Genomic DNA, 26,157 nt, shown 5'->3' with positions numbered 1-26,157 from the left:
GACGCCGGCCGTCAGCCATAAGTCGTCCTCACCTACGCCGCGGGAACGCCTTTGACGATCTTGTCCGGGCTCACGTCACGGACGACGCAGGCGCCGGCCCCGACCGTCGACCGGTCGCCGACCGCCCGGCCCTGAAGCACCGACGCACTCGTGCCGATCAGCACCTCCCGGCCGATCCGGCAGTCGCCGGAGACCGCCGCGACCGGATTGACCTGGACGAACTCGGCGAGGACCGAGTCGTGGCCGACTGTCGCGTTCTGATTGACGTGCACGTGCCGGCCCAGGCTCACGTTCGTCGTGATGCGGGCGCCGGCGAAGACGACGACCCCGTCAGCCAGGTCGTTGTCCAGTCCCACCGTCGCCGCCGGATGGACGAGCCGGGCCGCCGGCCGGCCGAGCGGGTCGAGTTCGGCGGCCACGACGGCGCGGACCCGCGGGTCGCCGATGCCGATGACGTAGTGCGCGTCGAGTTGTGCCAGCGAGGCACCCGGGCCCAGCCAAGCCACGCCGAGCCGGTCGAGGCGACCCAGGTTCGACTCCGTCGGTGCGTCGTCGAGGAAGCCCACGACCTTCCAGGGGTCACCCTCGGCGTGGTTGACGGCCGAGATGATCCCGAAGATCTCCCGGCCGTGGCCACCGCAGCCGACGATGACGATGGGTCTACGCACTGTCCCCATCCTTGTCGCCGAGCGGTTTCGTGCCACGGAACTCAGGCATCGTCGGGTCGCCCGGAGCCGTGATGCCGTGCCTGCGGAACAGGATCAGGACGGTCCGCGCACAGATCCGGGCGTTCAGGGTCAGGGACCGGTTCTCGACGTACCAGACGTCGAGTTCCAGCCGTTCCGCCCAGCTCAGCGCGTTGCGTCCGCTCGCCTGCGCGAGTCCGGTGACGCCGGGCCGCACCAGATGGCGGCGTGCCTGTTCCGGCGTGTACAGATCGAGGTACTTCATCAGCAGCGGCCGCGGCCCCACCAGGCTCATCTCGCCGCGCAGCACGTTCCACATCGTCGGCAGCTCGTCCAGGCTGCTCGCGCGCAGAGCACGGCCCAGGCCGGTGAGCCGGTCGGCGTCGGTGATCAGCCCGCGCTCCTCGTCCACGTCCAGCATCGTGCGGAACTTGACCAGCGTGAACGGCCGGCCGTGCAGGCCCGGCCGCTCCTGGCGGAACAGCACCGGCCGGCCGAGCCGGACCGCGACCACGGCGCCGACCGCGAGCAGGACCGGAGAGGTGACGACCAGGACCGCGGCGGCGACGCCGACATCGATCACCCGTTGCACGACGTCAGTGGTACGGGGCGACAACCTCACCGGCGGCCGTCCAGGAACTCCATGACGTCGCCGAGGACCCTCCTGACCTGGTTCTCGTCCAGAGCGGAACCGCTGGGCAGGACGAGGCCGTTCTCGTACAGGTGCTCGGCGGCGCCGCTCAAGGAGGTACGGGCTCGCGCGAAGACCGGCTGGAGATGCATGGGTTTGAAGATCGGCCTCGTCTCCACCTCCCTCGCCCTCAGGTGCGCGGCCAGGTCGCCGGCCCGCCAGCCGGCGCGTTCCGGATCGACGACGACGCTGGTGAGCCAGCAATTTCCCGAGAAGTCCTCGCCGCCCAGCAGACGCACGCCGTCCACGCCCGCGAAGACCTGGGCGTACCCGTCGCGCACCGCCCGGCGACGCTCGATCATCTCGTCCAGACGGCACAGCTGGGCCCGCCCCAGCGCGGCCAGTAGGTTGCTCAGCCGGTAGTTGTAACCGATCTCGACATGCTCGTAGTGCTCCACCGGCTGCCGGGCCTGGCCGGCCAGGTATCTCGCCCGGCTCGCCAGCCCACCGTCGGCGGTGAGCAGCATTCCACCGCCGGAGGTCGTCATGATCTTGTTGCCGTTGAAGGACAGCACCGCCGCCCGGCCGAAGGAGCCGGCCGGACGGCCGCGGTGGACGGCACCGAGCGCCTCCGCGGCGTCCTCGACGACCGGCACGCCGTACTGGTCGCACAACGGAAGGATCCGCTCGTAGTCGGCACAGAGTCCGTACAGGTCGACGGTCAGCACCGCACGCACCGGCACGCCGTCGCGGTGCAGGGCGGCGAGCAGGCCGGCCAGCAACTCGACGTCGATGTTGCCGGTCGCCGGATAACAGTCGACGAAGACCGGCCTCGCACCGGTGTAGACGACGGCGTTCGCCGTGGCCGCGAACGTGAGGGTCGGCACCACGACGACGTCGCCCGGGCCGGCGCCGATACCCAGCAGAGCCAGATGCAGTGCGGCGGTGCCCGAGCTCACCGCGACCGCGTGCGGAACTCCCACCCGGCCGGCGATCTCCCGTTCGAACAGGTCGAGGTCGGGGCCGACCGGCGCCACCCAGCCCGAACGGAGCGCCGCGAGGAGGTACTCCTCCTCCAGGCTCCCGATGTCGGGGCCGGACAGCAGAACCCGGTGACTTTGGATGATCATGCGCACAACGTCCGTGATCTCGAGTTACGGTGCCCGGACCAGCACCGCGGACGGAAGGCGTACGGCATGACTGACCGGTCCGACATACTCTTCGTCTGCCACGCCAACCTGTGCCGGTCACCGATGGCCGAGCTGCTGTTGCGGCACGCGATCGGGGGCGCTGAGGTGCGGGTCGGCAGCGCCGGGACGCACGCCTGGGAGGATCTGCCGGCCCACCCGCTCACAGCACGGGTGCTACAGGAGCACGGTGCCGACCCGGGCGGCTTCCGCAGCCGGAGGCTGACCGCCGGCCTGATCGACGGCGCCGGCCTGGTCCTCACGGCGACCCGGCAGCAGCGGGCCGCGTGCGTCGCGCTCCGGCCCGCGGCGGTACGCCGTGCCTTCACGATCAAGCAGTTCGGCCGGTACGCCTCCGCGGCGGCCCAGGCCGTACCGGACGACGGGACACCACCGGAACGGCTGCGCCGGCTGCTCGACCAGGTGCCACTGATCCGCGGTGAGCGTCCCGTCACCCACGCCGAGGAGGACGACCTGCCGGACCCGGTGAACCAGCCGATCGACGCGTTCCGCCGCTGCGCCGCGGAACTCCAGCGGATGGTGGACGCGATCGCGGCGGTCATCGCACCGACGCCGCGTGCCTGGCCGACGCCGTGTCCGCAGGACTCTCGCCGCTCATGAGATCGGCCAGAGCGCTGCCCTTCGGCGCGTACTCGTCGTAGTAGTAATAGGCGTCCGGCCCCTTCGAGGCGACCATGTTGAGCACACAGCCCAGCAGCCGGGCGTCCACCGAGCGGAGTGCCTTGACCGCCGTGGTCACCTGGGCGCTGGTCGTCTTGCGGGACCGGGCCAGCAGCAGAGCGCCGTCGGCGCGGGCCGCGACCACCGCGGCGTCGGTCACCGGCAGCAGCGGCGGACAGTCCACAATGATCATGTCGAACTGCTTGCGGAGTTCACCCAGCAGGTCGGCCATGTGCCGGGAACCGAGCATCTCGCTGGGGTTGGGCGGGAGGAACCCGCTCGGCAGCACCCAGAGATTGGTGCCGTAACGCTGCAGCACGTCGTCGATCTCCGCCTGGCCGGCGAGCACGGTGGTCAGGCCGACCGCGCCTTCCAGGCCGAGGTAGTCGGCGATCCGGGGACGGCGCAGGTCCGCGTCCATGATGAGCACGCGCTGCTCGGCCTCGGCGAAGAGCATCGCAAGACCGCAGGCCGTCGAGGACTTGCCCTCACCGGGCACCGCGCTGGTCACCACGAGCGTGTTGACCGGCTTGTCGACGTCCACGTACTGCAGGTTCGTACGGAGCTGCCGGAGCGCCTCGGCCCGGGCGGAGTGTCCTTTGCCGCTCACGTTCAGCGGTCCGGACTTGGCGTCGGTGTCGAAGGGAACCCCGGCCAGGACCGGCGCCGCCGCCAGGTCCTGCAGCGCCTCCGGGCTCTTGATCGTGGTGTCCAGCAACTCCCGCAGGGCGGCGGCGCCACAGCCGGCGATGACGCCGAGCAGGGCGGCGAACAGGAGATTGCGCACCGGCTTGGGCGACACCGGCGTATCGGTCGTCTTCGGACCCGCCGCCACCTCCACCTTCACCGAGGAGAGGCGTTTGCCCGGCGGGGTCTCCAGTGACTCCACCAAAGCCTTGAAGCGGGTGGCAAGCGTCGTGGCGATGAGCTTGGACCGCGCGGGGTCGCTGTCGGTGACGGTCGCCTCGAGCAGCACCGTCTCGTGGATCGCCTGTGCCGAGATCCGTTCACGGATCTGATCCGGCGTGAGCCCGGCACCGGTGCGCTCCGCGATGAGCAGGGCGAGCCGGTCGCTGGTCAGCAGGTTCTGGTACGACTTCACCCGCTGCTGGGAGAAGAGGCCACCCTGGTACGCGTCCGTCACACCGGTGTTCGGCGTGGTGATGAAGAACGTCACGGACGTCGCGTACTGCGGAACGGTCTGCACCGTGATGATCGCCGCGACGCCGACCGCGGCCAGCAGGCCGGTCAACACCATCCACCAGTGCTTACGGGCGACGCGGATGTAGGTGCGCAGATCCACGCGAGCCTCCTGTAGCCGTGAACATCGTCACGATATCCACGCATAGGCTAAGAAGAGAGGGAATGAACATTTTGTCAGCTCCTATCCACAGATGTTCCTATGCTCAGCGACGAGAGGTGGACGAACCTGCCGGGCAAGGAGGCTGCTTGTGGCGGAGCGGGACTGTGGCCGCGTGGACACCATCCGCCCCGGCGGAGTGCTGCCGGACCTCGTCGACGGCAGTGCCTGGTCCATCGGCCTGAGCGCGGCCGTCTTCACCCGGTACGAGTTCGCCCTGACCGCCCGTCAGCTGACGGCGACCCTGGTGGTCATCCTGGTCGCCACCGTCCTGCACGCCGTGGTGGGCCGCCTCTACTTCCTGCGCCCCCACCGGCACCCGTACGCCAGCTTCGAGGAGGTACGCGCGGTCTCCCTGACCGTCTGCGTGACCGCCGTGCTGCTGCTCACCGGCGACCTGCTGTTGACGCCTCGGCCGGTACCGGTGAGCGGGCCGGTGATCGGCGGCCTGATCGCGCTGGTGGTCATGCTCGGCGTCCGCTACCTCCAGCGGGCGCAGCACGACCGCAGCCTGCGGCCCGATCCGCGGGTCGCCGTGCCGGTGCTGCTGTTCGGCGCCGGGACCGCCGGGCATCTGCTGCTGCGGTCCCTGCTCTCCGACCGCCGTGGCGGCTACCTGCCGGTCGGCGTCATCGACGACGACCCGGGCAAGCGGGGGCTACGGGTGCACGGTGTGCCGGTGCTCGGCCACCGGGAGAGCATTCCGGCCGAGCTCGCCCGCACCGGCGCCCGAGTGGTCATCTTCTCGGTCGCCAACGCCGACGCCGCCCTGGTACGCGAGATCCGCGCGATCACCGTGGCGGCCGGCGCGGAGTTCCGGGTGGTGCCGTCGGTCAGCGAGCTGATCAGCGACGGCTCACACCTGACCGACCTGCGCGAGGTGCAGATCACCGACCTGCTCGGACGCCACCAGATCGACACCGACCTGGACTCCATCGCGGGCTACCTGACCGGCAAGCGGGTACTGGTCACCGGCGCCGGCGGCTCGATCGGGTCGGAGTTGTGCCGGCAGATCTCCCGCTACGCGCCGGCCGAGCTGATGATGCTGGACCGCGACGAGTCGGCGCTGCACGCCGTGCAGCTGTCGCTGGACCGGCGGGCGCTGCTCGACGACCCGTCGCTGATCCTGGCCGATCTGCGCGACCCGGCGGCCATCCAGGCGATCTTCCGGGACCGGCGCCCGCAGGTGGTGTTCCACGCCGCGGCGCTCAAACACCTTCCCCTGCTCGAACGGTTCCCGGGCGAGGCCGTGAAGACCAACATCTGGGGCACGCTGACCGTGCTGGAAGCCTCGGCCGGCGTGGAGCGGTTCGTCAACATCTCCACCGACAAGGCAGCCAACCCGTGCAGCGTGCTGGGCTACTCCAAGCGGATCACCGAACGGCTCACCGCGTACACGGCGGCGGCCACCGGCGCCACGTTCCTCAGCGTGCGGTTCGGCAACGTGCTGGGCAGCCGGGGCTCGGTGCTGACCGCGTTCAGCGCGCAGATCGCGGCGGGCGGCCCGCTGGTGGTCACCCATCCGGACGTGACCCGCTATTTCATGACCACCCAGGAGGCCGTCCACCTGGTCATCCAGGCCGCCGCCATCGGCTGGGGCGGCGAGGCGCTGGTCCTGCAGATGGGCGAGCCGGTGCGCATCGCCGAGGTGGCCCGGCAGATGGCCCGGCTGGCGCCGGTGCCGGTCGACATCGAGTTCTCCAGCCTGCGACCGGGCGAGAAGCTGCACGAGGAGCTGTTCGGTGCCGGCGAGGTGGACCGGCGGCCGCTGCACCCGCTCATCTCGCACGTCCAGGTGCCCGGGCTCGACCCGGCCGAGGTGCGCCTGCTGGACAGCCACGGCGATCCCGCCGAGATCATCGCGCAGCTGGCCGGCCTGTGCGGCTCCCTGCGCGACGCGGACGCCGGCTCCGGCGCGATCCAGGTGCGCGGCTGAGGCCGCGGCCGCGACCCCCTCATCGATCAGACCCTTCGCGGTACGCGCAACCGGCCGTCCCGCCGAACCGGCGCCGTCCCCGCTCTCCCCCCGCGGCCACGCGGCGCTTTCCGGCCCCCGCGCGACCGCCGGGCCGGTGCTGTTTCCCGGCGGTCGCGCTGGGGCCGCAAGTGGCAGCCGGCTCGCGCGGGCCGGCGGGGACGGCCGAAAAGGGGGCGTGACGGCGCGAACCCGTACCTCCAAATGGTGTAGGCGAAAGCGATGGCGAACACCGTTCCCACCGGGCCGGTGTGGTTGCCGGGCGTGAGCCACCGGCACGCCTAGGGTTGACGTCGCTATGACTGCCGCGCCTGAATCCGAGACCGAGAGCCGCCCCTGCGCGCACTGCGGTCGCCCCGTCCCGCAACGCGCCTCCGCCGGGCGCCCGTTCCGCTACTGCCGTGACAACGACGGCGAGTGCCAGCGAGCCTCCCGCAACGTGCGGATGCGGCACCGCTCCTCCCCCGGCCTGGCCGGGTCGGTGGCGCGGGCCTGGGAGGTGGTGGACCGCCTGGACACCCTGGTCGGCACGCTCACCGAGGCGCTGCATTCGGAGATGTCGCCGGCCGGCGTCGAGCGACAGGTGGCCGAGGTACGCGCGGAGACGTCCGGGCAGGTGGCGGCCGCGCACGCGGAGCGGGACGACGCGCGCCGCGACGCGGAGCAGGCGGCCGTCGCGACTGCCGCGGCCCAGCAGATCGCCGTGGCGGCGACCGCGGAGCGCGACGAGGCGCGGCAGCGGGCGGCGGAGGCGGAACGCGCGGCCGAGGAGGCCGGCAAACGCGCACAGGAGGCGACGTCGGCGCGGGACGAGGCGGTGCGCGCGGCTACCGCGGCCGCCGCGCTGCGCGAGCGGGCCGAGGCCGAACGCGACACCGCGACCGAGGAACTGGCCGAAGCGCGCCGCGATCTCCAGGAGGTGCGCGGGCAGCGCGACGCCGCCGAGCGGGACCTGGCGGCGGCGCTCAAGGACGCGTCCGATTTCCGGCGTACGGCGGAAGCCGCCCAGCAACGCGCGAAAGAGGATCTGTCGGCCGCCCGGCAGCAGGCGGACGAGCTCCGGGTCACGGCGGAGCAGGCGCGCACCGAGGCCACGGCGGCCGGCAAGCGTGCGGACGCCGCCGTCCGGGAGCGCGACGAGGCGGTGGAGTCGGTGCGGTCGGCCCGCGCCGAGGTGACCGCCGTGCGGGCGGAGCTGGCGGGCGTGCTGGCTTCGCGGGACGAGCTGCGCCGTACCGTCGAGGATCTGGAACGCGCCGCGCGCGACCACGCCGATCTGGAACGCCGGCTGGCGTCGGCGCGGGCCGACGCGGAGGCCGCCCAGACTCGCGCCGCCCAGCTGACTTCGCAGGTCAGCGACCTGGCGTCGGCGCTCGCCTCGCTGGGCGCGGGACGCCCGGCGGCTCCCGCCCAGGCCACGCCTTCCGGGGACAGTTGATCGAGTGGCGCGTCTGACTCTCGACAGGGCGAGATTTCTCACGTATACCGCCCGGCAAGTGCGGACGGGACGGGCATATCGGGGCGTCATCCGCTACCAGATCGCTACCGGCTGCTGACCGACCGCTAACCGATGGGTGAGTTAATTACCGATGAATCAGAGTGAGTGACCGACATCGCACTACCCGTACATGTGGCAAATGACCGTAAAGTGGACCAAGGTCCGCTCGAACGCCGGTTCGGTTTGCCGGGTAACGGGTGTGGCCGGTTACGCTCATAGCGTTAACACCGCCGATACCGGCGGTTCCGGGCCAGGCAGAGTTGGCGGCGCAGGAATCCAGCGGCCGCCCCTTTCGTTACACCAACGAGAGCAGCACCACGAGCGAGGGGAAAGCCGATCATGGGCGAACGCATGCTGCGCGGCAGCCGTCTAGGCGCAGTCAGCTACGAGTCCGACCGTAACACCGAGCTTGCGCCCCGACAGACCCGTGAGTACCTCTGCGTCAAGGGTCACCAGTTCGAGGTTCCGTTCGCCGTCGACGCCGAGGTGCCCACCACCTGGGAGTGCAAGTTCGACGGCAGCGTGGCCCGTCTGATCGACGGCAGCGAGCCGGAGCAGAAGAAGGCGAAGCCGCCGCGGACCCACTGGGACATGCTGCTCGAGCGGCGTTCGATCGCCGAGCTCGAGGACATTCTCAACGAGCGGCTCCAGGAAGTCCGCACCCGCCGCGGTCGCTGAGCAATCATCGAAAAGGGCCGCCCCGGTCACCGGGGCGGCCCTTTCGCATGCTGTGGGGACGGCGTACGCCTCAGCGGACGATCTCCCCCTCGATGGCGCCGGCCGGCGGGCGCGGGTCGTCGTCCGGTACGACGACGGTGACCGGGTCGCCGCTGTAGACGCGGACCTTGCGGGGGCCGAACAGGTCGCCGGTGACCGCGCCGCCGAGGTTGCGCTGGGCGAAACGCTCGACCCCGCGGCGGGCCAGGACGCGGCCGGGCGGGAGCAGCAGGAGCAGGCCGGCGACGCCGGTGATGAAGCCGGGGACCGCCAGCAGCATGGCGCCGCCCAGGCCGACCAGGGAGTTGGTCACCTCGGAGCCCGGTGGACGGCCGGTACGGGCCGCCTCCTGGAAGGCGTGCCAGCCGCGGATGCCCTCGCGGCGCAGCAGGGCGAACCCGGCGACGGTGCAGGCGATGACGATCAGCAGCGCCCAGCCGGTGCCGATGGCGGACGCCACCAGCAGGAAGGTCATGATCTCCGCGAACGCCAGCAGCGGGAACGCGATCGGTAGGTAGGCCAGTCTGCTTCGCCGCATTTGTTAGTCCTCCGAAATCCCGGGCCCGCAAGACGAGACCAGGCCCGGGTCAAGCATGCCACCTCACGGCCAGGTGGAACCCTGTCGCGGTTTGCGGTTGAGCAGCGACAGCAGGCTGTCCTTGCGTGCCTGCGCGCCCCACAGAGTGACCCTGAGCAGCTGTTCCTTGAAGATGTTGCCGCTCATCTTGCTGACGCCGTGTTCGCGTTCGGTGAACGTGATCGGCACCTCGATCATCCGGAATCCCTGCCGGTACGCCCGCCAGGCCATCTCCACCTGGAACGAGTACCCGGTGGAGGCGATGGTCGCCACGTCGATCTCGTCGAGCACCCCGATCCGGTACGCCCGGTAGCCCCCGGTCGCGTCCTTGAACGGCATGCCCAGCGCGGTCCGGATGTAGATGTTGCCGCCGCGCGAGAGCAGCAGCCGGTGGACCGGCCAGTTGTGCACGCTGCCGCCGGGGATGTAGCGGGTGCCCAGCACCACGTCGTGGTCACCGAGCGCGTCCAGCAGCTGCGACAGCTCCTCCGGAGCGTGCGAGCCGTCCGCGTCCATCTCGACGACCGCGTCGTACCCCTTGTCCTTGGCCCACGCGAAGCCGGCCTTGTACGCCGCGCCCAGCCCTTCCTTGCCGGCCCGGTGCAGCACGAAGATGTGGTCGTCCTGAACGGCGAGCTCGTCGGCGATGGCGCCGGTGCCGTCCGGCGAGTTGTCGTCGGCGACCAGGATGTCCACCTCGGGAACCGACTCACGCACCCGCTCGGTGATCGCCCGGAGATTGTCCGACTCGTTGTACGTCGGGATGATCACGAGGACACGTCCGACTCCGGGGTAGCCTTCCGCCGCGCTCACCGTTCCTCCGTAACCTGCTCGCCGTTGCTGCCTTCATTGTCGCGCCGACGGCGCAGGGGCAGCACGCCGGCGAGCGCGACAGCCGTCAGGAGGACGGCCACCACCTCGGGCCAGATGCCCGAACGAGTCGCCAGCGTACGCGGTCCACCTAGGTGGATGTCACGGACCACCACCGCAGCAGTGTTGAAACCGGTTGAACCGTGCACATCTCCATCGGTGCCGACGAAAGCGGACACTCCAACGGTGGACACCATCAGAGCGTCGCGGCCGTGTTCGACGGCGCGCAGCCGTACCATGGCGAGCTGCTGGCGGGCCTCGGCCTCGTTGAAGGTGGCGTTGTTGGTCTGCACGGCGAGCAGTTCGGCCCCGCCGGTCACGGTGTCGCGGACGACCCCGTCGTAGGCGACCTCGAAGCAGATCACGTCACCGAGCACCCCGCCGGCCCCGGTGTCGATGACGCCCGGGGCGTCGCCGGGCAGCATGTTGCGGACCAGGTCGACCTTGTCGGTGACCAGCCGGGCGATCGAGCGCAGCGGCATGTACTCGGCGAACGGGACCGGATGCCGCTTCTCGTACTGCTGGTCCAGGTCGGGGCCGGTGCCCGGGCGCCACAGGATGCCGACGTTGTAGATGTCGCCGGGCACGTCGGTGCGTTGCAGGGTGCCGACCAGGACGGGTGCGCCGATGGCGTCGGCCGCGGACTGGATGAGGTCAGCGGCGTCGGAGTTGCGCAGCGGGTCGATGTCGCTCGAGTTCTCCGGCCACACCACCAGGTCGGGCTGCTTCTGCCGGCCGGCGGCCACCTCGGCGGCCAGCTGCTTGGTGGCGTTGACGTGGTTGTCCAGGACCGCCCGGCGCTGGGCGTTGAAGTCCAGGCCGAGGCGGGGCACGTTGCCCTGCACCAGGGCGATCGTGCTGGTCGCGGCGTTCGGCCGGGCCACCGGCAGCGCGGCCGGCCCGGCCATCAGGACCGCCGCGATCGCCGCGAACCCGCCCGCGGCGAGCAGCACGGCGGCCCGCCGTCGTGGCCCGTCCGGCGTGCCGGGCGCCCGGTCCGGGGCCGCCCTCCAGTGCCGCCAGACGAGCGCCAGCAGGGCGCCACCGGCCGCCGCCACGGCGAACGTCACGAGCGGGGCCCCGCCGTACGCGGCCAGCCGCAGGGACGGCGCGTCGCCCTGGCTGAACGCCAGCCGGCCCCACGGGAACCCGCCGAACGGGGCCCGGTCGCGCAGCGCCTCCTGGGTGGTCCAGAGCAGCCCGGTGAGCAGCGGCCACAGCGCCGGCCACCGGTCGGGCAGCGGCGACAGCCACGCCCCGGTCAGGCCGAGCAGCCCGAGGAAGACGGCCTGGGCGAGCGAGAGAATGATCCACGGCAGCCAGCCGGCGCCGATCGTGGTCCACTCCAGCAAGGGGACGAACAGCACCAGCCCGGCGAGGAACCCGAGGCCGAACCCGGCCCGCAGGCGCCGGCGGTGGGTCGCCGCCGCGAGCAGGGCCACCCCGGCCGGGGCGAGCCACCACAGGTCGTACGGCGGCAGCGCCAGCAGCAGCGACAGACCCGCGGCCACCGCCAGCGCCACGGCCACCGGCAGGCGCAGCGGCCGCCGGGGCGGCGCGGCGGGGGTGCTGCCGGGGTCGGCGAGGGCGGGCGGCGGCATCGTCATTTCCACGGCTCGCAGGCTACCCGCCTGTGGCCTGCGACGACGGAGGGGCGCGGCCACGTTTCAGCCACGCCCCTCGGGTGCTTCCGTCTGTCCCCGGCCGGTGGTTCCGGTGACCTCACAATGACCTTCGGACCGACTCGCCGCGCGCCGGATGCCCGCGCCGTGCCGTTGTCTACTGGCCATGATCGGACCCCAGAGGGACCACCTGAACGCGACCCGGTCCGCGCCGCCCCGCGCACCTCCACCCCCTGGACCTGGCTGAACGCGCGACCCCAGCGAGGACTGCGGCCAGTGGGTGGAGGGACGAAGCGGATCACAACCGCTCGCCGTGAACACGACCTGAAGACGGTACGTCCAGGTACCGGCGTCCTGTCAACCGGGAGTTCCGTGCTCCGGCGTGTCGCGTTCATCGGCGTGTCATGACCCGTACCGGATCGAGCTACCGAGCAGACCGGCCGCGACCTGCGGATGATCCACGGCGAGCAGCCCGGCGGCCGCGAGCACGTATTTCTCGTCCACCACAGTCTTGGCACGTTCCGGTGGCGCCCAGCCGCCGCCCACGTCGGCGAGGACGGCGCCGAGCACGTCATCACCACCGCCGTGCCGCAGCACTCCGCCGGAACCCACGACGAGGCGGACGTCACGAAGATCACGCCCGGCGGTGCGCGGCAGCCCGGGCCCGGGCGAGTGGCCGCGGGCGTGCCGTCGCAACGCGATCACCGCCGCGGCGGCCGCGAGCTCGAGATCATCTGTCGGCGACGGCAGCTTCTCGGCGGCAGCGGCCGCCCGCGTCCCGGCGGCGCCCACCGCCACGCCCAGGTCGCCCTCGACGGTACGGGCGCGCCACAGCGTGCCGGCCACGTCGCGACGCGGCCCGCTCTCGCTCTCCGCGTCCGGCACCAGGGCCGAGTAGACGTCGGTGGTCGCCCCGCCGACGTCGACCACCAGGACCCCGGTGCCGGTCAGGTCGGCGAGCAGCTCGACCCCGGCGAGGACCGCGTCCGGGGTGGCGGCGCGCACCAGCGAGGCGAACCGCCGCCCTTTGGACAGCCGTTTACCGCCGATCACGTGGCGCAGGAACACCTCGCGGATCGCCGCGCGGGCCGGCGCCGGATCGAGGACGCCGATTCGGGGCAGCACGTTGCTCGCCGCGGTCACCGGCACGCCCGCCAGCTCGGCGAGCGCGTCACCCCGGGCGTCGGCGTTGCCGGCCAGCACGACCGGGATCCGGATCCGCGCCTTCCCCAGCCGGCGCGCGTTGTGCAGCAGCACCTCGGCGTCGCCGCCGTCGGTGCCGCCGACCAGCAGCAGCACGTCCGGGCGGGCGGCACGTAACGCGGTCAGGTCCGGGCCGCTCAGCGGGCCGGAGGCCACGTGCACCACCTGCGCGCCGGCGGAGAGGCCGACCCGGTGGCCGGCCTCGGCGGTGACCAGGGCCTCGTACCCGATCACGGCGAGCCGCAGCCCGCCGCCGGCGGACGAGCAGACATACAGCTCGTCTCCGCCGCCGACGGCGGCGATCGCCGCGTCCAGGCCGTGCAGCACGTCCGTTCCGGACGTGGTGGGCACTTCGGCCCGGCTGATCAGTCGCGCGTCGCGCAGGTCGATCTTGGCGGCTTTGGTGTACGTCGAACCGACGTCGACGCACACCGCGCTGTTCATTGCGGCTTGGTCGGCACGACGACGGTCCCGACCGCGGTGGTCGCCACGATCGGCTCCTCCAGCACCTGCGCCGCCGACCCCTCGGTGCCCCGGCAGACCACGGTCACCGTGAACTCGATCTTCCGGGACCGGGTGCCCATCTTCACCACGGCCGCGGTGATCTCCAGGACGTCACCGGCCCGGATCGGCGCCTTGAACTGCACGTCGTCGTAGGACGCGAACAGACCCTCGTCACCGTCGAGCCGGATGCAGAGCTCGGTGGCCACGTCGCCGAACAGGCCGAGCGAGTACGCCCCGTCGACCAGGTTCCCGGCGTAGTGGGCGTGCGAGTAGGGCACGTAGCGGCGGTGGGTCACGGTGATCATGAGGAGCTCCCGACGAGGGCGTGTACGAGGTAGGAGGCGACCTCCCGTGGCGTGGTGCCGCGGCTGAAGATCCGGTCGACACCGAGGTCGCCGGCCATCAGCTCGTCGAACCGGGGCCCGCCGACGATCAGCAGCGGCCGTTTCCCGGCCGGCAGCGCCTCACGGAACGCCGCCGACATGGCCCGGGTGTTCAGCAGGTGCGCGTCGCGCTGGGTGACCACCTGGGAGACCAGCACCGCGTCGGCCTTCTTCTCCCGGGCCGTCTCGACCAGGTCGGGCACCGACACCTGGGCGCCCATGTTGGTGACCGACAGCTCGGAGTAGTACTCCAGGCCCTTCTCCCCCGCGATGCCCTTGAGGTTGAGGATCGCGTCGATGCCGACGGTGTGCGCGTCGGTGCCGATGCAGGCGCCCACCACGTTCAGCCGCCGCCGCAGCCGCCGCTTGATCACGGCGTTCACCTCCTTGGCGCTGAGCAGCGGGAAGTCACGCTCGACGACCTGCACCTTGTCGGTGTCGACCAGGTGGTTGACCTTGCCGTAGACGACGAAGAAGGTGAAGCCGTCGCCCATCTGCTTGGCGTGCACCAGCATCGCCGGGTCCATGCCCATCTTGCCGGCGAGCTGGACGGCGGCACCCTCGGCGCGCTTGTCGTGCGGGATCGGCAGGGTGAAGGAGAGCTGCACCATCCCGTCCCCGGTCGCGTCCCCGTACGGCCGGACGATGCTCATTCAAGACCCTCCGTCACCGGGTTGTAGTAGTCCTCGTCCTGCTTGGCGACGCCGTCCAGGCCCTTGCCGCGGTCCGCCGGGCGCTTCATGATCCCGAAGGTCCCGTCGGCGATCGCGTCCAGCAGGGTGTCGTCGACGATGCGTTCGAGCAGGTCGATGGCCTCGGTGAGGACCTGCTCGGCGCGGCCGCGGATGAACGGGCCGGGCGTGAAGTCCTCGTGCAGATTCCCGGCTCCGTTGAGCACGTAGCGCACGTTCTGCAGGGCGATGTCGCGGTCGGAGAGCCACGGGGTGACCACGGCCTCGGTCATCATGCCGACCAGCAGGATGCCCTGGCCGGTCAGCGCGCCGGCCAGGTTGAAGAAGCCGTCGAGCAGGTTGCCGCGGAACACGTCGCCGGTCATGTGCTTGGTCGGCGGCATCCACTTCAGTGGCGCGTCCGGGAACAGTTCCCGGGCGAGCAGGGCGTGTGCCAGCTCCAGCCGGAACGAGTCCGGCAGGTCCGGATTGATCTCGAAGGCGTGCCCGAGGCCGAGCTGCCAGTTCTCCAGACCGGCCTCGTGCGCGAAGAACTCGTTGAGCAGCTGCGACACGGTCACCGTGTGCGCGGCCTCGACCGCGTCCGCGGTGGTCAGGTAGTTGTCCTCGCCGGTGTTGATGATGATCCCGGCGCGGGCGTGCACCTGCCGGGAGAACCGCTGGTCGACGAAGGTGCGGATCGGGTTGATGTCGCGGAACAGGATGCCGTACATCGAGTCGTTGAGCATCATGTCGAGCCGTTCCAGGCCGGCCAGCGCGGCGATCTCCGGCATGCACAGCCCGGACGCGTAGTTGGTGAGCCGGATGTAGCGGCCCAGCTCCTTCGACGTCTCGTCGAGCGCGGCCCGCATCAGCCGGAAGTTCTCCTGGGTGGCGTAGGTGCCGGCGAACCCCTCCCGGGTGGCGCCCTCCGGCACGTAGTCCAGCAGCGACTGCCCGGTGGACCGGATCACCGCGATGACGTCGGCGCCGGCCCGGGCGGCGGCCTGCGCCTGGGGGATGTCCTCGTAGATGTCGCCGGTCGCGACGATCAGGTAGATCCACGGGCGCTGCTTCGGGTCGCCGTACCTCTTGATCAGCCGATCCCGCTCGGCGCGGCGCCGGTCCACCTGTTTGAGGCCCGCGCGGGCGGCCCGGGAAGCGGCCCGGCGGGCCGCGGTGATCTCGCCCTTCTTGTCGGGGACGGCGAACCGCACCGCGCCCGCCGCCGCCTTCTGCGCCAGCACGGTCACATCCTCGACGCCGGTCGAAGCGAGCGCGTGGAACACCGGGACGGCCACCCCGTGGCCGAGTCCGACGTCCTCGCGGACCGCGTCCACCAGGCGGTTCACCCAGGGGATGCCGTCCGCGTCGGCGCCGCGCACACCGGCCAGGCGCAGCACCGCACGCTCCACCGAGACGGTGGTGTGCGAGCGCGCCAGGTCGACGACGGGCTGTCCCGCCCGTGCCGCCAGCTTTCTGGCGCGCGCCACGACCCGCGGATCGAGGTCTAGTTTCCCGGCCAACGTCGTTGTGCTCCTTACTCGAATATCGTGTCGCCGTGCAGTACGGTGCGCCGGCAGATCGGCCGTTCCGGCACCGCACCTTCGATGTCCGGCAGCAGGGCCGGGAGTCCTTCACTGACGCCGCCCGGCGTCTCCCACACCGCGAAGGTCGCCGACGCGCCCGGGACGAGGGTCCCGGCGCCGCTGATACCGGCGGCCCGCCAGCCACCGCGGCTGCTCGCCGCGAACGCCGAGCGCACGGTCATCCGGTAGACCGGGTTGCGGGGCGCGGCGGCCGCGAGCACCATCGCCCACGGGTCCAGGGCGGTCACCGGCGAGTCGGAGCCGAACGCCAGGGCCACCCCGGTGGCGTGCATCTGGCCGATCGGGTTGCTGGCCAGGGCACGTTCGACGCCGAGGCGCTGGGCGTACATCCGGTCGGCGCCACCCCAGAGGGCGTCGAAGACCGGCTGCACCGAGGCGACCACGCCGAACTCGACCATCCGAGCGATCATCGCCTTGTCGATCAGCTCGACGTGCTCGATCCGGTGGTGCCCCTCGCGCAACCTGTCCACACCGACCTGCTTGGCGGCCAACGCGAAGCCCTCCAGGACAGTCTCGATCGCGGCGTCGCCGATCGCGTGGAAACCGCCCTGGAAACCGGCCCCGACGCAGTCGAGCAGGTGCTCGGCGGCCTGTTCGGCGGTCAGGAACGCCTCACCGCAGCCGTGGTCGCCGTCGAGGTAGGGCGCGCGGACCGACGCCGTGCGGGAACCGAGTGCGCCGTCGGCGTACAGATCTCCGGCCGCGCCGTGCGCGCCCAGCTCGCGTGCCCGTTGCACGCCGCCCAGCTCGCCCCAGTAGCCGAACACCTGGGGCAGGCCGCGGCCGGAGAGCCGGAGCACCGAGCGGAAGTCGGCCTCGCTGGAGGTGCCCGGACCACCGCACTCGTGCACCGCGGCGATGCCCATCGACGCCGCCTTGGACAGCGCCGTGCGCTGGGCCGCTTCGCACTGCTGCGCGGTCAGCGAGCCCAGAGCGACCGCCCGGACCGCGTGATGCGCCTGCTCGCGCACCCAGCCGGACTCGTCGTAGCCGTCCACCTCCCGCGCGGCCGGCAGCAGCGACGCCGAGGCGAGAGCGGAGTGCACCGACGCCTGGGACAGGTAGACCCGCCGGCCGCCGCCGGCGCGTTCCAGCTCGCCCGCGGTCGGCGGGGTCTGCTCGGTCCAGGTCGACTCGTCCCAGCCGTGCCCGTGCACCACACCGTCGGCCGGCCGGGTGGCCGCGAACGCCGCCACCGCGTCCAGCAGTTCGCCCGCCGAACGCACGCCGGACAGGTCGAGGCCGTCGAACGCCAGGCCGGTGTCGGTGGCGTGCAGGTGCGCGTCCACGAAAGCGGGCGTGACCAGGCCGCCGTCCAGGTCGACGGTGCGGTCGGCGGCGGGCGCGTCGGCGGTCTGGCCCAGCCAGGCTATTTTGTCGCCGGTGGTGACCATGGCGGTGGCACGGGGGTCGGCCGGTGAGTAGAAGCGACCGTTGACGAAACGGACCGCCATTTGATTTTGCATCGGTTTTCCGCCGCGGGTAGACACAGTCATGCCGGTCAGTCTGCCGCGATCCGGGCCTCGAAGAGCGCACGCACCGCGGGCACCTCGCGAAGCAGCCCGACCGCGAAGTCGGCGTGGCCGGGCACGTACCCGTTGCCGACCAGCATGGTCACGTCGGCAGCGAGGCCTTCCGCGCCGAGCGCGGCCGCCGAGAAGCTGGTCGCCATGGAGAAGAAGATCACCGTGCCGCCGGGCGCGGTGGCCAGGATCGCGCCGTGCTCGCAGCCCGGCACGTCCACGCAGACCACGGTGACGTCCGCCGGTTCACCGACGGCCACCGCAATCGGGTCACGCGCGTCCGCGATCGCGATCTCATCAGCGAGCCCGGTTGCTTCGAGCGCGTCGCGCTCCGTTTCCGAGACGACGATCGCTTTGGTACGCGCACCCGCGCGCTTGGCCGCCGCAAGGGAGAGCGACCCGCTCTTGCCCGCACCACCCAGAACCAGCACCATCGGATCCTGATATTTACCGACAACGCGGTCGACCAGCGCCGGCGCTCCGCACACGTCGTAGACGGCGAGGGCCAGTTCCGCGGGCAGATCGCCGGGCAGCACCCCGACGATCGAGCGGCCGAACAGGATCGCGGTGCCCTCGGCCGGGACCTGCTCGCTGAGCCCGTCCCACCCGGCCAGCCCGTCGGTGATCCGCAGCGGGGTCAGCGTCAGCGACACCAGGGTGGCCACCCGATCGCCCGGCTTCACCGGCAGCGGTGACTGCGGCCCCACCTCGTCGACGACGCCGATCAGCATGCCGCCCGAACCGGTGACCGGGTTGTGCATCTTGCCGCGCGTGCCGACGATCTCGAGCACCTCGGCCCGGATCGCCGCGCCGTCACCCTCATGCTTCTCGGCCAGCTGCCGATAGCTGGCGGCGTCGAGGTTGAGCCGCTGCACCCGGATCCGCACCTCGTCCGGGCCGATCTCGGGCGAGGCGTCCAGCCGCCAGGCCGCCTGGGGCAGCACCCCGGCCGGCTCCAGCACCCTCGTCAGGCCCACGGACCCCGCCATTCCCAACCCCCTCGTTCGAAACATCTCCCGCGCATGGCGGCTATACCGTAAATGTTACGCAGCCATAGTTTCTAGACCGGAAATTCTCCGGTACGTTGATCGAGGCCACAAGCTACCTGAGGAGGACCGGTGCAGCCCTACGAGTACCAGCGGCGTGAGCTGATCGAGCCGGATTGGACCCGGTTCCCCGGCTGGCGGGACGTCACCGCCGCCCAGTGGCAGTCCGCCCAGTGGCAGCGGGTCAACTGCGTGAAGAACGTCAAGCAGCTGCGCGCCGTCATGGGCGACCTGCTCGACGAGACCTTCTACGCCGACTTGGAGGCCGACCAGCAGCACCTGGCCACCATGTCGATGCTGATCCCGCCGCAGATGCTCAACACCATGGTTCCCGACCGGGCCCCGGACACGGCGTCGTTCCTGGCGGATCCGATCCGCAACTACATGCTCCCGGTCGCCTCCGACCGCCGGCAGGACTGGGCGTCACACCCCAACGCCAGCCGCGACTCGCTGCACGAGCACGACATGTGGGTCGCCGAGGGCCTCACCCACCGCTACCCCACCAAGGTGCTCGCCGAGCTGCTCGCCACCTGCCCGCAGTACTGCGGGCACTGCACCCGGATGGACCTGGTCGGCAACAGCACGCCGGCGGTGTCGAAGCTCAAGCTCCTGCAGAAGCCGGTGGACCGCTACGCGGCCCACATGGACTACCTCAAGGCCCACCCCGGGGTACGCGACGTCGTGGTCTCCGGCGGCGACGTGGCGAACGTGCCGTGGAAGCAGCTCGAGGCATACCTCATGGGGTTGCTCTCGGTGCCCACCGTGCGTGACATCCGGCTGGCCACCAAGGCGCTGATGGGCCTGCCCCAGCACTGGCTCCAGGACGACGTGGTGGAGGGCATGCACCGGGTCGCGGTGACCGCCGAGCGGCGCGGGGTGAACCTGGCCGTGCACACCCACGTCAACCACGTGAACTCGCTGACACCGCTGGTCGCGCGCGCTGTGCGTACGCTGCTCGAAGTCGGCGTGCGGGACGTGCGCAACCAGGGTGTGCTGATGCGGGGTGTCAACGCGGACACCGCGGACCTGCTGGACCTGTGCTTCGCCTTGCAGGGCGAAGCGGGCATCCTGCCCTACTACTTCTACATGTGCGACATGATCCCGAACGCGGAGCATTGGCGGGTGCCGGTCTGGCACGCCCAGCAGTTGCAGCACGACATGATGGGCTACCTGCCCGGGTACGCGACGCCGCGAATCGTCTGTGACGTCCCGTTCGTCGGCAAGCGGTGGGTGCACATGATCGCCGACTACGACCGGGAGCATGGCATCTCGTACTGGACCAAGAACTACCGGACCTCGATCGAGGCCGAGGACACCGAGGCGCTCAGCAAGCAGTACGCGTACTACGACCCGATCGACACGCTGCCGCAGTCCGGCCAGGACTGGTGGCGCAAGCAGGAGGCATGAGAAAGGGCCCGGCGGATGCCGGGCCCTTTCCTCGTCTGACTCAGCTGAAGGCGTCGCGGACGTCGCGACCGGCGTCCTTGACGTGCTCGCCCGCCTGCTTGGCGTGCGCCGCGGTCTCCTGCGCCTGGCCCTCGGCGAAGAGGCGGTCGTTGCCGGTCGCCTCGCCGACGCCCTGCTTCGCCTTGCCGGCGAGCTCCTCGGCCTTGTTCTTGGCCTTGTCGGTGATGCTCATCGTCATACCTCCTTCGTGGGGCTTACGGATGATCAAGTGCCCGTTCCGGGCAGCTTTGAAACGAAGTGCGGGAACGGATCCGGGATACGCTGGACCACCGTGAACGAGCACGCCTCCTCTTTCGGCGCGGCCGCCGGCGCGTACGAGCGCGGCCGTCCCCCGTACCCCGGAGAGGCCCTCGACTGGCTGCTGCCCGGCGGCGCACCGCGGGTGCTGGACCTCGGTGCCGGCACCGGCAAGCTGACCCGGCAGGTCCGCGACCGCGGCCTCGACGTGATCGCCGTCGACCCGTCCCGGGAGATGCTCGCCGAGCTGCGCCGGGTCCTGCCCGGCGTGCCCGCCCACCTGGGCACCGCGGAAAGCATCCCGCTGCCCGGCCACTCGGTGGACGTCGTGCTCGTCGCCCAGGCCTGGCACTGGGTGGACGGCGAACGCGCCCTTCCGGAGATCAGCCGCGTGCTGACCCCCGGCGGCCGGCTCGGCCTGATCTGGAACCACCGCGATGAACGCGCCGACTGGGTGCGGCGGCTCGGTGTGATCATCGGCGGTGCCGAAACCGGCCGCGGTCCCCGGATTACCGCGCCGTTCGGGCCGGCCGAGACCACCACCTTCGACTGGACGCACACCGTCAAACCGGACGAGTTGCTCGATCTGGTCGCCTCCCGCAGCCGGATCATCCTGCTCCCGGCCGACGAGCGGGCCGCGGTGCTCGCCCAGGTCCGCCAGCTGATGACGACCCACCCGGCGTTGCTCGGCCGGGCCTCCTACGACCTGCCGTACGTCACGGAGTGCACCCGCGCCGATCTCTGACCGATCGCCACGCCGGCCTGCCCGGACCACGACGCGGTGCTCGTTGCCGTCTCACGCGCCGTGCCGGGCGGCTTATATCTTGGTGACCGTGCCAGAGCTCACCGAAGTGCGGCGGGATCACTTCATGCGGGCCGCGATCGTCTGCTTCGCCCGGTACGGCTACCGCCGCACCTCGATGGACACCATCGCCCAGGCCGCGGACGTGTCACGGCCCGCTCTGTACCAGTACTACCGCAACAAGGAGGAGGTCTTCCGGGCGGCCGTCCAGTGGGGACTCGACGACCTGGCCCGGCGGGCCCGCGCCGAGGCCGGCAAGCCCGGTGAGATCACCGAGCGGCTGGCCGCCGTGCTCGGCGTCGTGATCGACATGCACCTGCCGCGCCGCGCTCGCGACGGCGCCCGGTTCGACGCCGAGCTCATCGACGAGACCCGGGCGCGGGCCGGCGACCACTGGGCGTCGTTCGAGCAGACGATGATCGCCGCCCTGCTGTCCGTGCTGGACCGGCCGCTCGGCGACGTGGCGCAGGTGCTCTTCTACGGGGCGAAGGGGATCGCCCTGCAACTCGACGACCGCGCCGAGGCGTTGCGGCTGCTGCGCCGGCTCACCGACGTGGTGGTGCACGGCACCCCTGGCCTTCGCTGACACTTTTTGCAATTGTTGTCAGATGGATCCCCGTACGCGCATCGCTGAGATCCGCCGGGACGGCGGCAAGGCGGACCCGGACGAACTCGACCAGATCTGGGCGGCCCTTCCGGCCGTCCCGACGTCGGAGCTCATCGGCACCTGGAAGGGCGGCGAGTTCGTCACCGGCCACCGCTTCGAGGGCACGCTTGCCGAGATCGGGTGGTACGGCAAGACGTTCACCTCGCTCGCCGAGGTGGCCCCGCTGGTCTGCCGCGACGCTTCCGGCGAGCTGTATGTGAACAGCGAACTCGCCGGCGGCGGCGCCTCGCTGTGGATGGTGGAGTTCCGCGGCGAGGTGACGGCCACCATGGTCTACGACGGCAAGCCGGTGCTCGACCACTTCAAGCGGGTCGACGAACGCACCGTGCTGGGCGTGATGAACGGCAAGGGCGTACAGGACGGCGACCGGTTCTACTACTTCTTCCTCGAACGCGACTGATGCGGGCGGTAGCAGCGCTGGTGGAGGCACCCGGCGAACCGTTCACGCTGCACGACGTCGAGATCGAGGAGCCGCGCCCGGACGAGATCCTGGTCCGGATCACCGCGGCGGGCATCTGCCACACCGACCTGATCATGCGGCGCTCCTGGCCGCTGACGCCGATGGTCTTCGGACACGAGGGCGCCGGCGTCGTCGAGGCGGTCGGCTCCGGCGTCACGACTGTCGCGCCCGGCGACACCGTCTGCCTCAGCTACCGCAGCTGCGGCGAATGCCCACAGTGCCTGGCCGCGTCTCCCGCGTACTGCCTGCACAGCGGCCTGAATTCCCGTGGCACGCGGGCCGACGGCAGCAGCCCGCTGTCACGCGGCGGATCGGTCGTCCATGGCAACTTCTTCGGCCAGTCGAGCTTCGCCACGTACGCCCTCGCCCATGCGAGCAACACCGTGAAGGTCCCGAGCGACCTCTCCCCCGTGCTGGCCGCCCCGCTCGGCTGCGGCGTGCAGACCGGCGCCGGCACCGTGCTCAACGTCCTGGACCCTGCGCCCGGCTCGACGGTGCTCGTCCTGGGTGCCGGCAGCGTCGGCCTGAGCGCTGTGATGGCCGCGGTCGCTCGTGGCTGCACGGTGATCGCCGTCGACCCGGTGCCCGCCCGCCGTGAACTCGCCTCCTCGTTCGGCGCCGCCGAGGCGGTGCCCGACCTGCTCAACAGTCGCGCCGACTACGCCATCGACACCACCGGACGCCCGGACGTCATCGACCGGGCGCTGCGCGCGCTGCGCCGGCAGGGCACGCTGGCACTGGTCGGCATCGGCGCCAAGGCCGAGATCGACATCATGACCGTGATGACCAACGGCCTGCGCGTCCGCGGCGTCATCGAGGGCGACGCGGTGCCCGCGTCCTTCATCCCGCAGCTGATCGACCTGCACCGCCGCGGCCTGCTCCCGATCGAGAAGATCATCACCGAGTACCCGTTCGCGGAGATCGAAACCGCCGCCCGCGACGCCACAGCCGGCCGTGCCGTCAAGCCGGTCCTCGTCGTAAGTTAATCCAGGATTACAGTGACTGCCATGGATGAAGGCCTCTTCGACGACTCCGCTGTCATCCGCCGGGTGGCCGGTGAGGGGCTGCTGCTGACCGGCGGCGGACGCGCCACCCTCCTCCAGATCGCCCACCCCGGTGTCGCCCAGGGCGTGCACGACCACAGCTCCTTCGCCGCCCGCCCCCTGGACCGGCTGCGCACCACGATGAGTTACGTCTACGGCGTCCTCTACGGCACCCGCGAAGAGGCCGGCGCCGTCAGCCGCGCGGTCAGTGCCATGCACGCCCGGGTCATCGGCCCCGGCTACACCGCGAACGATCCCGACCTGCAGGTCTGGGTCAACGCCACCCTCTTCGACACCGCGATGCTGCTCTACGAGCGCGTCTTCGGCCCGCTGGCCCCGGCCGAGGCCGACGCCTGCTACCGGCAGTACAGCGTGCTCGCCACCGCCATCGGCTGCCCCGAGTCCGCCTGGCCGGCCGACCGGGACGCCTTCACGCGGTACTGGAACCGGATGACCGCCACCGTCGAGGTCAACGACACCGCCCGGCGGATCGCCAACACCCTGCTCTGGCCGGAGGGTCTGCCCGTCGCGCTGCGGCCGGCCGTCCCGATCAACCGGTTCGTCACCATCGGCCTGCTCCCGGAGCCGATCCGCGACGGCTACGGCTACCCTTGGTCACCGCGCCGGCAGCAGCTCCTCGACCGGGTGCTGAGCGGCACGGCCACCGTCTATCCGCGACTGCCGGCCCGCGTCCGGCACGCCCCGAAGGACCTCTACCTGCGCGACTTCCGCAAGCGCCTGGCCCGCCGCCGCAAACCGCTCGCCGCCGGCTAGGCGGTGGCCCGGCGGGCCTGGTTCGCCTCGCGTACGACCGCCCAGGCGTCGGCCACCGGGCCCAGGTGCCGCAGCTTGTCCGGGTTGATCACCGCGCGGATCGTCTGGATCCGCCCGTCGAGGATGTCCAGCGCCAAGGTGTTGACGACCCTGCCGTCCCGGTCGCGGAAGATCGCGCCCGGCTGGCCGTTCACCTCGCGTGACTCGACGGTGCCGCCGATCCGGAGGAACGGCGCGACGATCGAGGTGAGCACACGGGCCACGTTGCCGGCGCCGAAAACGCCCGTGCCCCACAACGGGGCCTTGCCGCCGCTGTCGCCGACCATCCGCACGTCGGCCGCGAGCAGCTCGCGCAGTCCGCCGAGGTCCCCGTCCCGGAAGGCGCCGAAGAAACGGTCGGCGAGTTCGGCCCGCTCCCTCCGGTCGGCCTGGAAGCGGGGGCGTCCGGCGTCCATGTGGCGGCGTGCCCGCACCGCGAGCTGGCGGCACGCCGCCTCCGAGCGCCCCACCGCCGACGCGATCTCCGGGAAGCCGAACGCGAACACCTCCCGCAGCACGAAGACCGCGCGTTCGAGAGGGCTGAGCCGCTCCAGCAGAAGCAGTGCCGCCATCGACACCGAGTCGGCCAGCTCCGCGGATCGCTGCGGATCCTCGTACGGGTCGTCCAGCAGCGGTTCCGGGAACCATCGCCCGGCATACTCCTCCCGCCGTACGCGTGCCGAGCGCAGCACGTCGATCGCGATCCTCGACACCGTGGCGGACAGGAACGCCTTGACCGACGCGGGCCGGGTCGGCGACGCCTCGTACCGCAGCCACGTCTCCTGGACCGCGTCCTCGGCCTCGCTCACGCTGCCCAGGATCCGGTAGGCGATGGCGAACAGCAGTGGCCGCAGCCGTACGAACTCCTCGGCCCGCCTCACGCCAGCTCCGCCCGGAAACCCTGCCGCCACGACGGGTATCGAAGCCGCCAGCCGAGTTCCCGCTTGGCCTTGGCGTTGGAGAAGCCACGCCCCTCGGTCATCATCGTCACCGCCACCTCTCCGGCCAGCGGCCGGGCCAGCCAGACCGGGACCCGCATCGGCTTCCCGGCACCCGCGCACCGGGCCAGGTACGGCAGCCACTCACGGGCCGGGGCCGGCTCGTCGTCGACGATGTTGAACACGCCGGTCGCCTTCTGCTCCACGACCAGGACGGTGGCGGCCGCGGCGTCGTCCAGATGCACCCACGAGCTGTAGCCGGCGCCGTCTCCGATGACCGGGTACTGCCGCTTGCGTACCAGCTCGACCTGATCGTCGGTGGCCCCCGGGCCATAGAAGGCGCCGTACCGCAGGACCGCGCCTCCCGCCTTGACGACCACGTCCTCGAGGTGGCGGATCGCGGCCGCCCCCTTGCCCGTGCTCGTCGGGTCCAGCGGGTCCTCCTCCGTCTTCACCCAGCCACCCTCGCGGATGCCGTTCCACGAGCCGTAGCTCTGCGCGACGACATGGGACACGCCGGTGGCCTCGGCGGCGGCCAGCAGGTGGTCGGTCCCCTCGGTACGCAGCCGGTTGGTGGTGGCGAACCAGCGGTCGAAGTGCTTGATGTCAGGCTTGCCGGAGATCGCGGTCATCTGGTGCACGATCACCTCCGGCCGTGCCCGCGCCACCACCTCGCCCACCGACCGGGCGTCCAGCCCGTCCATCACCACCGCCTCGGCGCCCAGCCGCTTCAGCGGCTCGAGCCTGGCCGCGCTCCTTGTCGTCGCGGTCACCTCGTGACCACGCGCAGTCAGCTGTGGCACCAGGCGCCGGCCCAGTACTCCGGTCCCGCCCGCCACGAACACCCGCATAACAAGCACCCTCTCGACGTCTGCGTCTGTCTGCCTTCGTTGGCCGTGCCGTCGTTGGCCCTGCCGTCACTACCCGGGACGAGACAGCCGGGCCGCCTGTGACATCGGAGGTGACCGCCGGTCGCATGTCACAGA

26 protein-coding genes are annotated in these 26,157 nt (G+C 71.3%); 10 read left to right on the top strand and 16 right to left on the bottom strand.

The window, feature by feature from the left end; all coding sequences use genetic code 11:
- Positions 1-32: 32 nt before the first annotated feature.
- Genes I4J89_RS13380 through I4J89_RS13370 form a run of 3 tightly spaced genes read right to left on the bottom strand, consistent with a single transcriptional unit; the run spans position 33 to position 2,447 of the window.
- The gene (locus I4J89_RS13380; RefSeq protein ID WP_196414230.1) at positions 33-677 is read right to left on the bottom strand and encodes a NeuD/PglB/VioB family sugar acetyltransferase; all 645 of its coding nucleotides are present in this window, start codon (positions 675-677) and stop codon (positions 33-35) included.
- On the bottom strand, positions 661-1,278 hold the full coding sequence (locus I4J89_RS13375) for a sugar transferase (RefSeq protein ID WP_196414229.1): 618 nt from the start codon (positions 1,276-1,278) through the stop codon (positions 661-663). The genes I4J89_RS13380 and I4J89_RS13375 overlap by 17 nt, the downstream gene beginning before the upstream one ends.
- A 26-nt stretch (positions 1,279-1,304) precedes the next feature.
- Positions 1,305-2,447, bottom strand: coding sequence for a DegT/DnrJ/EryC1/StrS family aminotransferase (locus I4J89_RS13370; protein WP_196414228.1), 1,143 nt, complete (start codon positions 2,445-2,447; stop codon positions 1,305-1,307).
- A 66-nt stretch (positions 2,448-2,513) separates the two neighbouring features.
- Here I4J89_RS13370 and I4J89_RS13365 point away from each other — a divergent pair, with 66 nt between their 5' ends.
- Positions 2,514-3,125, top strand: a complete 612-nt coding sequence (locus tag I4J89_RS13365) for an arsenate reductase/protein-tyrosine-phosphatase family protein (protein WP_196414227.1) — start codon at positions 2,514-2,516, stop codon at positions 3,123-3,125.
- Here the strand turns inward: I4J89_RS13365 and I4J89_RS13360 are convergent.
- A complete protein-coding gene (locus I4J89_RS13360) occupies positions 3,064-4,488 on the bottom strand; it encodes a tyrosine-protein kinase domain-containing protein (protein WP_309238297.1) in 1,425 nt (474 codons plus the stop codon). The two genes, I4J89_RS13365 and I4J89_RS13360, sit on opposite strands and share 62 nt — an antisense overlap.
- Positions 4,489-4,660: 172 nt before the next feature.
- On the opposite strand from I4J89_RS13360, the gene I4J89_RS13355 reads away from it, so the two are divergent.
- The 3 genes from I4J89_RS13355 to I4J89_RS13345 all read left to right on the top strand — a co-directional run bounded on the left by I4J89_RS13355 (position 4,661) and on the right by I4J89_RS13345 (position 8,696).
- On the top strand, positions 4,661-6,481 hold the full coding sequence (locus tag I4J89_RS13355; RefSeq protein ID WP_309238296.1) for a polysaccharide biosynthesis protein: 1,821 nt from the start codon (positions 4,661-4,663) through the stop codon (positions 6,479-6,481).
- Between the two features lie 337 nt (positions 6,482-6,818).
- Positions 6,819-7,958 (top strand): coiled-coil domain-containing protein, encoded by a 1,140-nt coding sequence (locus I4J89_RS13350; RefSeq protein ID WP_196414225.1) that lies wholly within the window; start codon positions 6,819-6,821, stop codon positions 7,956-7,958.
- 399 nt (positions 7,959-8,357) lie between these two features.
- Positions 8,358-8,696 (top strand): RNA polymerase-binding protein RbpA, encoded by a 339-nt coding sequence (locus I4J89_RS13345; protein WP_014444861.1) that lies wholly within the window; start codon positions 8,358-8,360, stop codon positions 8,694-8,696.
- Between the two features lie 70 nt (positions 8,697-8,766).
- On the opposite strand, the gene I4J89_RS13340 is transcribed toward I4J89_RS13345, so the two are convergent.
- The 9 genes from I4J89_RS13340 to kdd form a co-directional block, all read right to left on the bottom strand.
- On the bottom strand, positions 8,767-9,273 hold the full coding sequence (locus I4J89_RS13340) for an FxsA family protein (RefSeq protein WP_196414224.1): 507 nt from the start codon (positions 9,271-9,273) through the stop codon (positions 8,767-8,769).
- A 63-nt stretch (positions 9,274-9,336) separates the two neighbouring features.
- Complete coding sequence (locus I4J89_RS13335; RefSeq protein WP_196414223.1) at positions 9,337-10,125, bottom strand: polyprenol monophosphomannose synthase; 789 nt, start codon at positions 10,123-10,125, stop codon at positions 9,337-9,339.
- Positions 10,122-11,789 carry an apolipoprotein N-acyltransferase gene (lnt, locus tag I4J89_RS13330; RefSeq protein WP_196414375.1) on the bottom strand — a complete coding sequence of 556 codons (1,668 nt, stop codon included), beginning with the start codon at positions 11,787-11,789 and terminating at the stop codon, positions 10,122-10,124. The genes I4J89_RS13335 and lnt overlap by 4 nt, the downstream gene beginning before the upstream one ends.
- 417 nt (positions 11,790-12,206) lie before the next feature.
- Entirely contained in the window at positions 12,207-13,451 is a 1,245-nt protein-coding gene (locus I4J89_RS13325) for a glutamate mutase L (protein WP_196414222.1), read from the bottom strand.
- A complete protein-coding gene (gene kal, locus I4J89_RS13320; protein WP_196414221.1) occupies positions 13,448-13,816 on the bottom strand; it encodes a 3-aminobutyryl-CoA ammonia lyase in 369 nt (122 codons plus the stop codon). Before kal ends, I4J89_RS13325 begins: the two co-directional genes overlap by 4 nt.
- Positions 13,813-14,547, bottom strand: coding sequence for a lysine 5,6-aminomutase subunit beta (gene kamE, locus I4J89_RS13315; protein WP_196414220.1), 735 nt, complete (start codon positions 14,545-14,547; stop codon positions 13,813-13,815). Before kamE ends, kal begins: the two co-directional genes overlap by 4 nt.
- Positions 14,544-16,091 carry a lysine 5,6-aminomutase subunit alpha gene (gene kamD, locus I4J89_RS13310; protein ID WP_196414219.1) on the bottom strand — a complete coding sequence of 516 codons (1,548 nt, stop codon included), beginning with the start codon at positions 16,089-16,091 and terminating at the stop codon, positions 14,544-14,546. The genes kamE and kamD overlap by 4 nt, the downstream gene beginning before the upstream one ends.
- 14 nt (positions 16,092-16,105) lie before the next feature.
- Positions 16,106-17,629 carry an amidohydrolase gene (locus I4J89_RS13305; RefSeq protein WP_230858842.1) on the bottom strand — a complete coding sequence of 508 codons (1,524 nt, stop codon included), beginning with the start codon at positions 17,627-17,629 and terminating at the stop codon, positions 16,106-16,108.
- Between the two features lie 47 nt (positions 17,630-17,676).
- A complete protein-coding gene (kdd, locus tag I4J89_RS13300; RefSeq protein WP_196414217.1) occupies positions 17,677-18,687 on the bottom strand; it encodes an L-erythro-3,5-diaminohexanoate dehydrogenase in 1,011 nt (336 codons plus the stop codon).
- A gap of 129 nt (positions 18,688-18,816) precedes the next feature.
- Between kdd and I4J89_RS13295 the strand changes: the two genes are divergently transcribed.
- Positions 18,817-20,151, top strand: coding sequence for a KamA family radical SAM protein (locus I4J89_RS13295; protein ID WP_196414216.1), 1,335 nt, complete (start codon positions 18,817-18,819; stop codon positions 20,149-20,151).
- A 40-nt stretch (positions 20,152-20,191) separates the two neighbouring features.
- Here I4J89_RS13295 and I4J89_RS13290 read toward each other — a convergent pair whose 3' ends face one another.
- Complete coding sequence (locus I4J89_RS13290) at positions 20,192-20,383, bottom strand: CsbD family protein (RefSeq protein ID WP_196414215.1); 192 nt, start codon at positions 20,381-20,383, stop codon at positions 20,192-20,194.
- A 99-nt stretch (positions 20,384-20,482) separates the two neighbouring features.
- Here I4J89_RS13290 and I4J89_RS13285 point away from each other — a divergent pair, with 99 nt between their 5' ends.
- The 5 genes from I4J89_RS13285 to I4J89_RS13265 all read left to right on the top strand — a co-directional run bounded on the left by I4J89_RS13285 (position 20,483) and on the right by I4J89_RS13265 (position 24,194).
- Positions 20,483-21,193, top strand: a complete 711-nt coding sequence (locus I4J89_RS13285; RefSeq protein WP_196414214.1) for a class I SAM-dependent methyltransferase — start codon at positions 20,483-20,485, stop codon at positions 21,191-21,193.
- 88 nt (positions 21,194-21,281) lie between these two features.
- Complete coding sequence (locus I4J89_RS49495; RefSeq protein ID WP_309238295.1) at positions 21,282-21,836, top strand: TetR/AcrR family transcriptional regulator; 555 nt, start codon at positions 21,282-21,284, stop codon at positions 21,834-21,836.
- A 22-nt stretch (positions 21,837-21,858) separates the two neighbouring features.
- Positions 21,859-22,317, top strand: coding sequence for a DUF4334 domain-containing protein (locus I4J89_RS13275; RefSeq protein ID WP_196414213.1), 459 nt, complete (start codon positions 21,859-21,861; stop codon positions 22,315-22,317).
- Positions 22,317-23,363 carry an NAD(P)-dependent alcohol dehydrogenase gene (locus I4J89_RS13270; protein WP_196414212.1) on the top strand — a complete coding sequence of 349 codons (1,047 nt, stop codon included), beginning with the start codon at positions 22,317-22,319 and terminating at the stop codon, positions 23,361-23,363. Before I4J89_RS13275 ends, I4J89_RS13270 begins: the two co-directional genes overlap by 1 nt.
- 21 nt (positions 23,364-23,384) lie before the next feature.
- On the top strand, positions 23,385-24,194 hold the full coding sequence (locus I4J89_RS13265; RefSeq protein WP_196414211.1) for an oxygenase MpaB family protein: 810 nt from the start codon (positions 23,385-23,387) through the stop codon (positions 24,192-24,194).
- Here I4J89_RS13265 and I4J89_RS13260 read toward each other — a convergent pair.
- Together I4J89_RS13260 and I4J89_RS13255 are read right to left on the bottom strand one after the other, a co-directional pair.
- The gene (locus I4J89_RS13260; RefSeq protein ID WP_196414210.1) at positions 24,191-25,114 is read right to left on the bottom strand and encodes an RNA polymerase sigma-70 factor; all 924 of its coding nucleotides are present in this window, start codon (positions 25,112-25,114) and stop codon (positions 24,191-24,193) included. The genes I4J89_RS13265 and I4J89_RS13260 overlap by 4 nt on opposite strands.
- The gene (locus tag I4J89_RS13255) at positions 25,111-26,022 is read right to left on the bottom strand and encodes an NAD-dependent epimerase/dehydratase family protein (protein WP_196414209.1); all 912 of its coding nucleotides are present in this window, start codon (positions 26,020-26,022) and stop codon (positions 25,111-25,113) included. Before I4J89_RS13255 ends, I4J89_RS13260 begins: the two co-directional genes overlap by 4 nt.
- Positions 26,023-26,157: the final 135 nt, after the last annotated feature.

Source organism: Actinoplanes aureus (assembly GCF_015704865.1).
In the GTDB taxonomy this organism is placed as follows: Bacteria; Actinomycetota; Actinomycetes; order Mycobacteriales; family Micromonosporaceae; genus Actinoplanes; species Actinoplanes aureus.
Note: the sequence above shows the minus strand (reverse complement) of the source record. Positions and strands in the feature narration are given on the sequence as shown.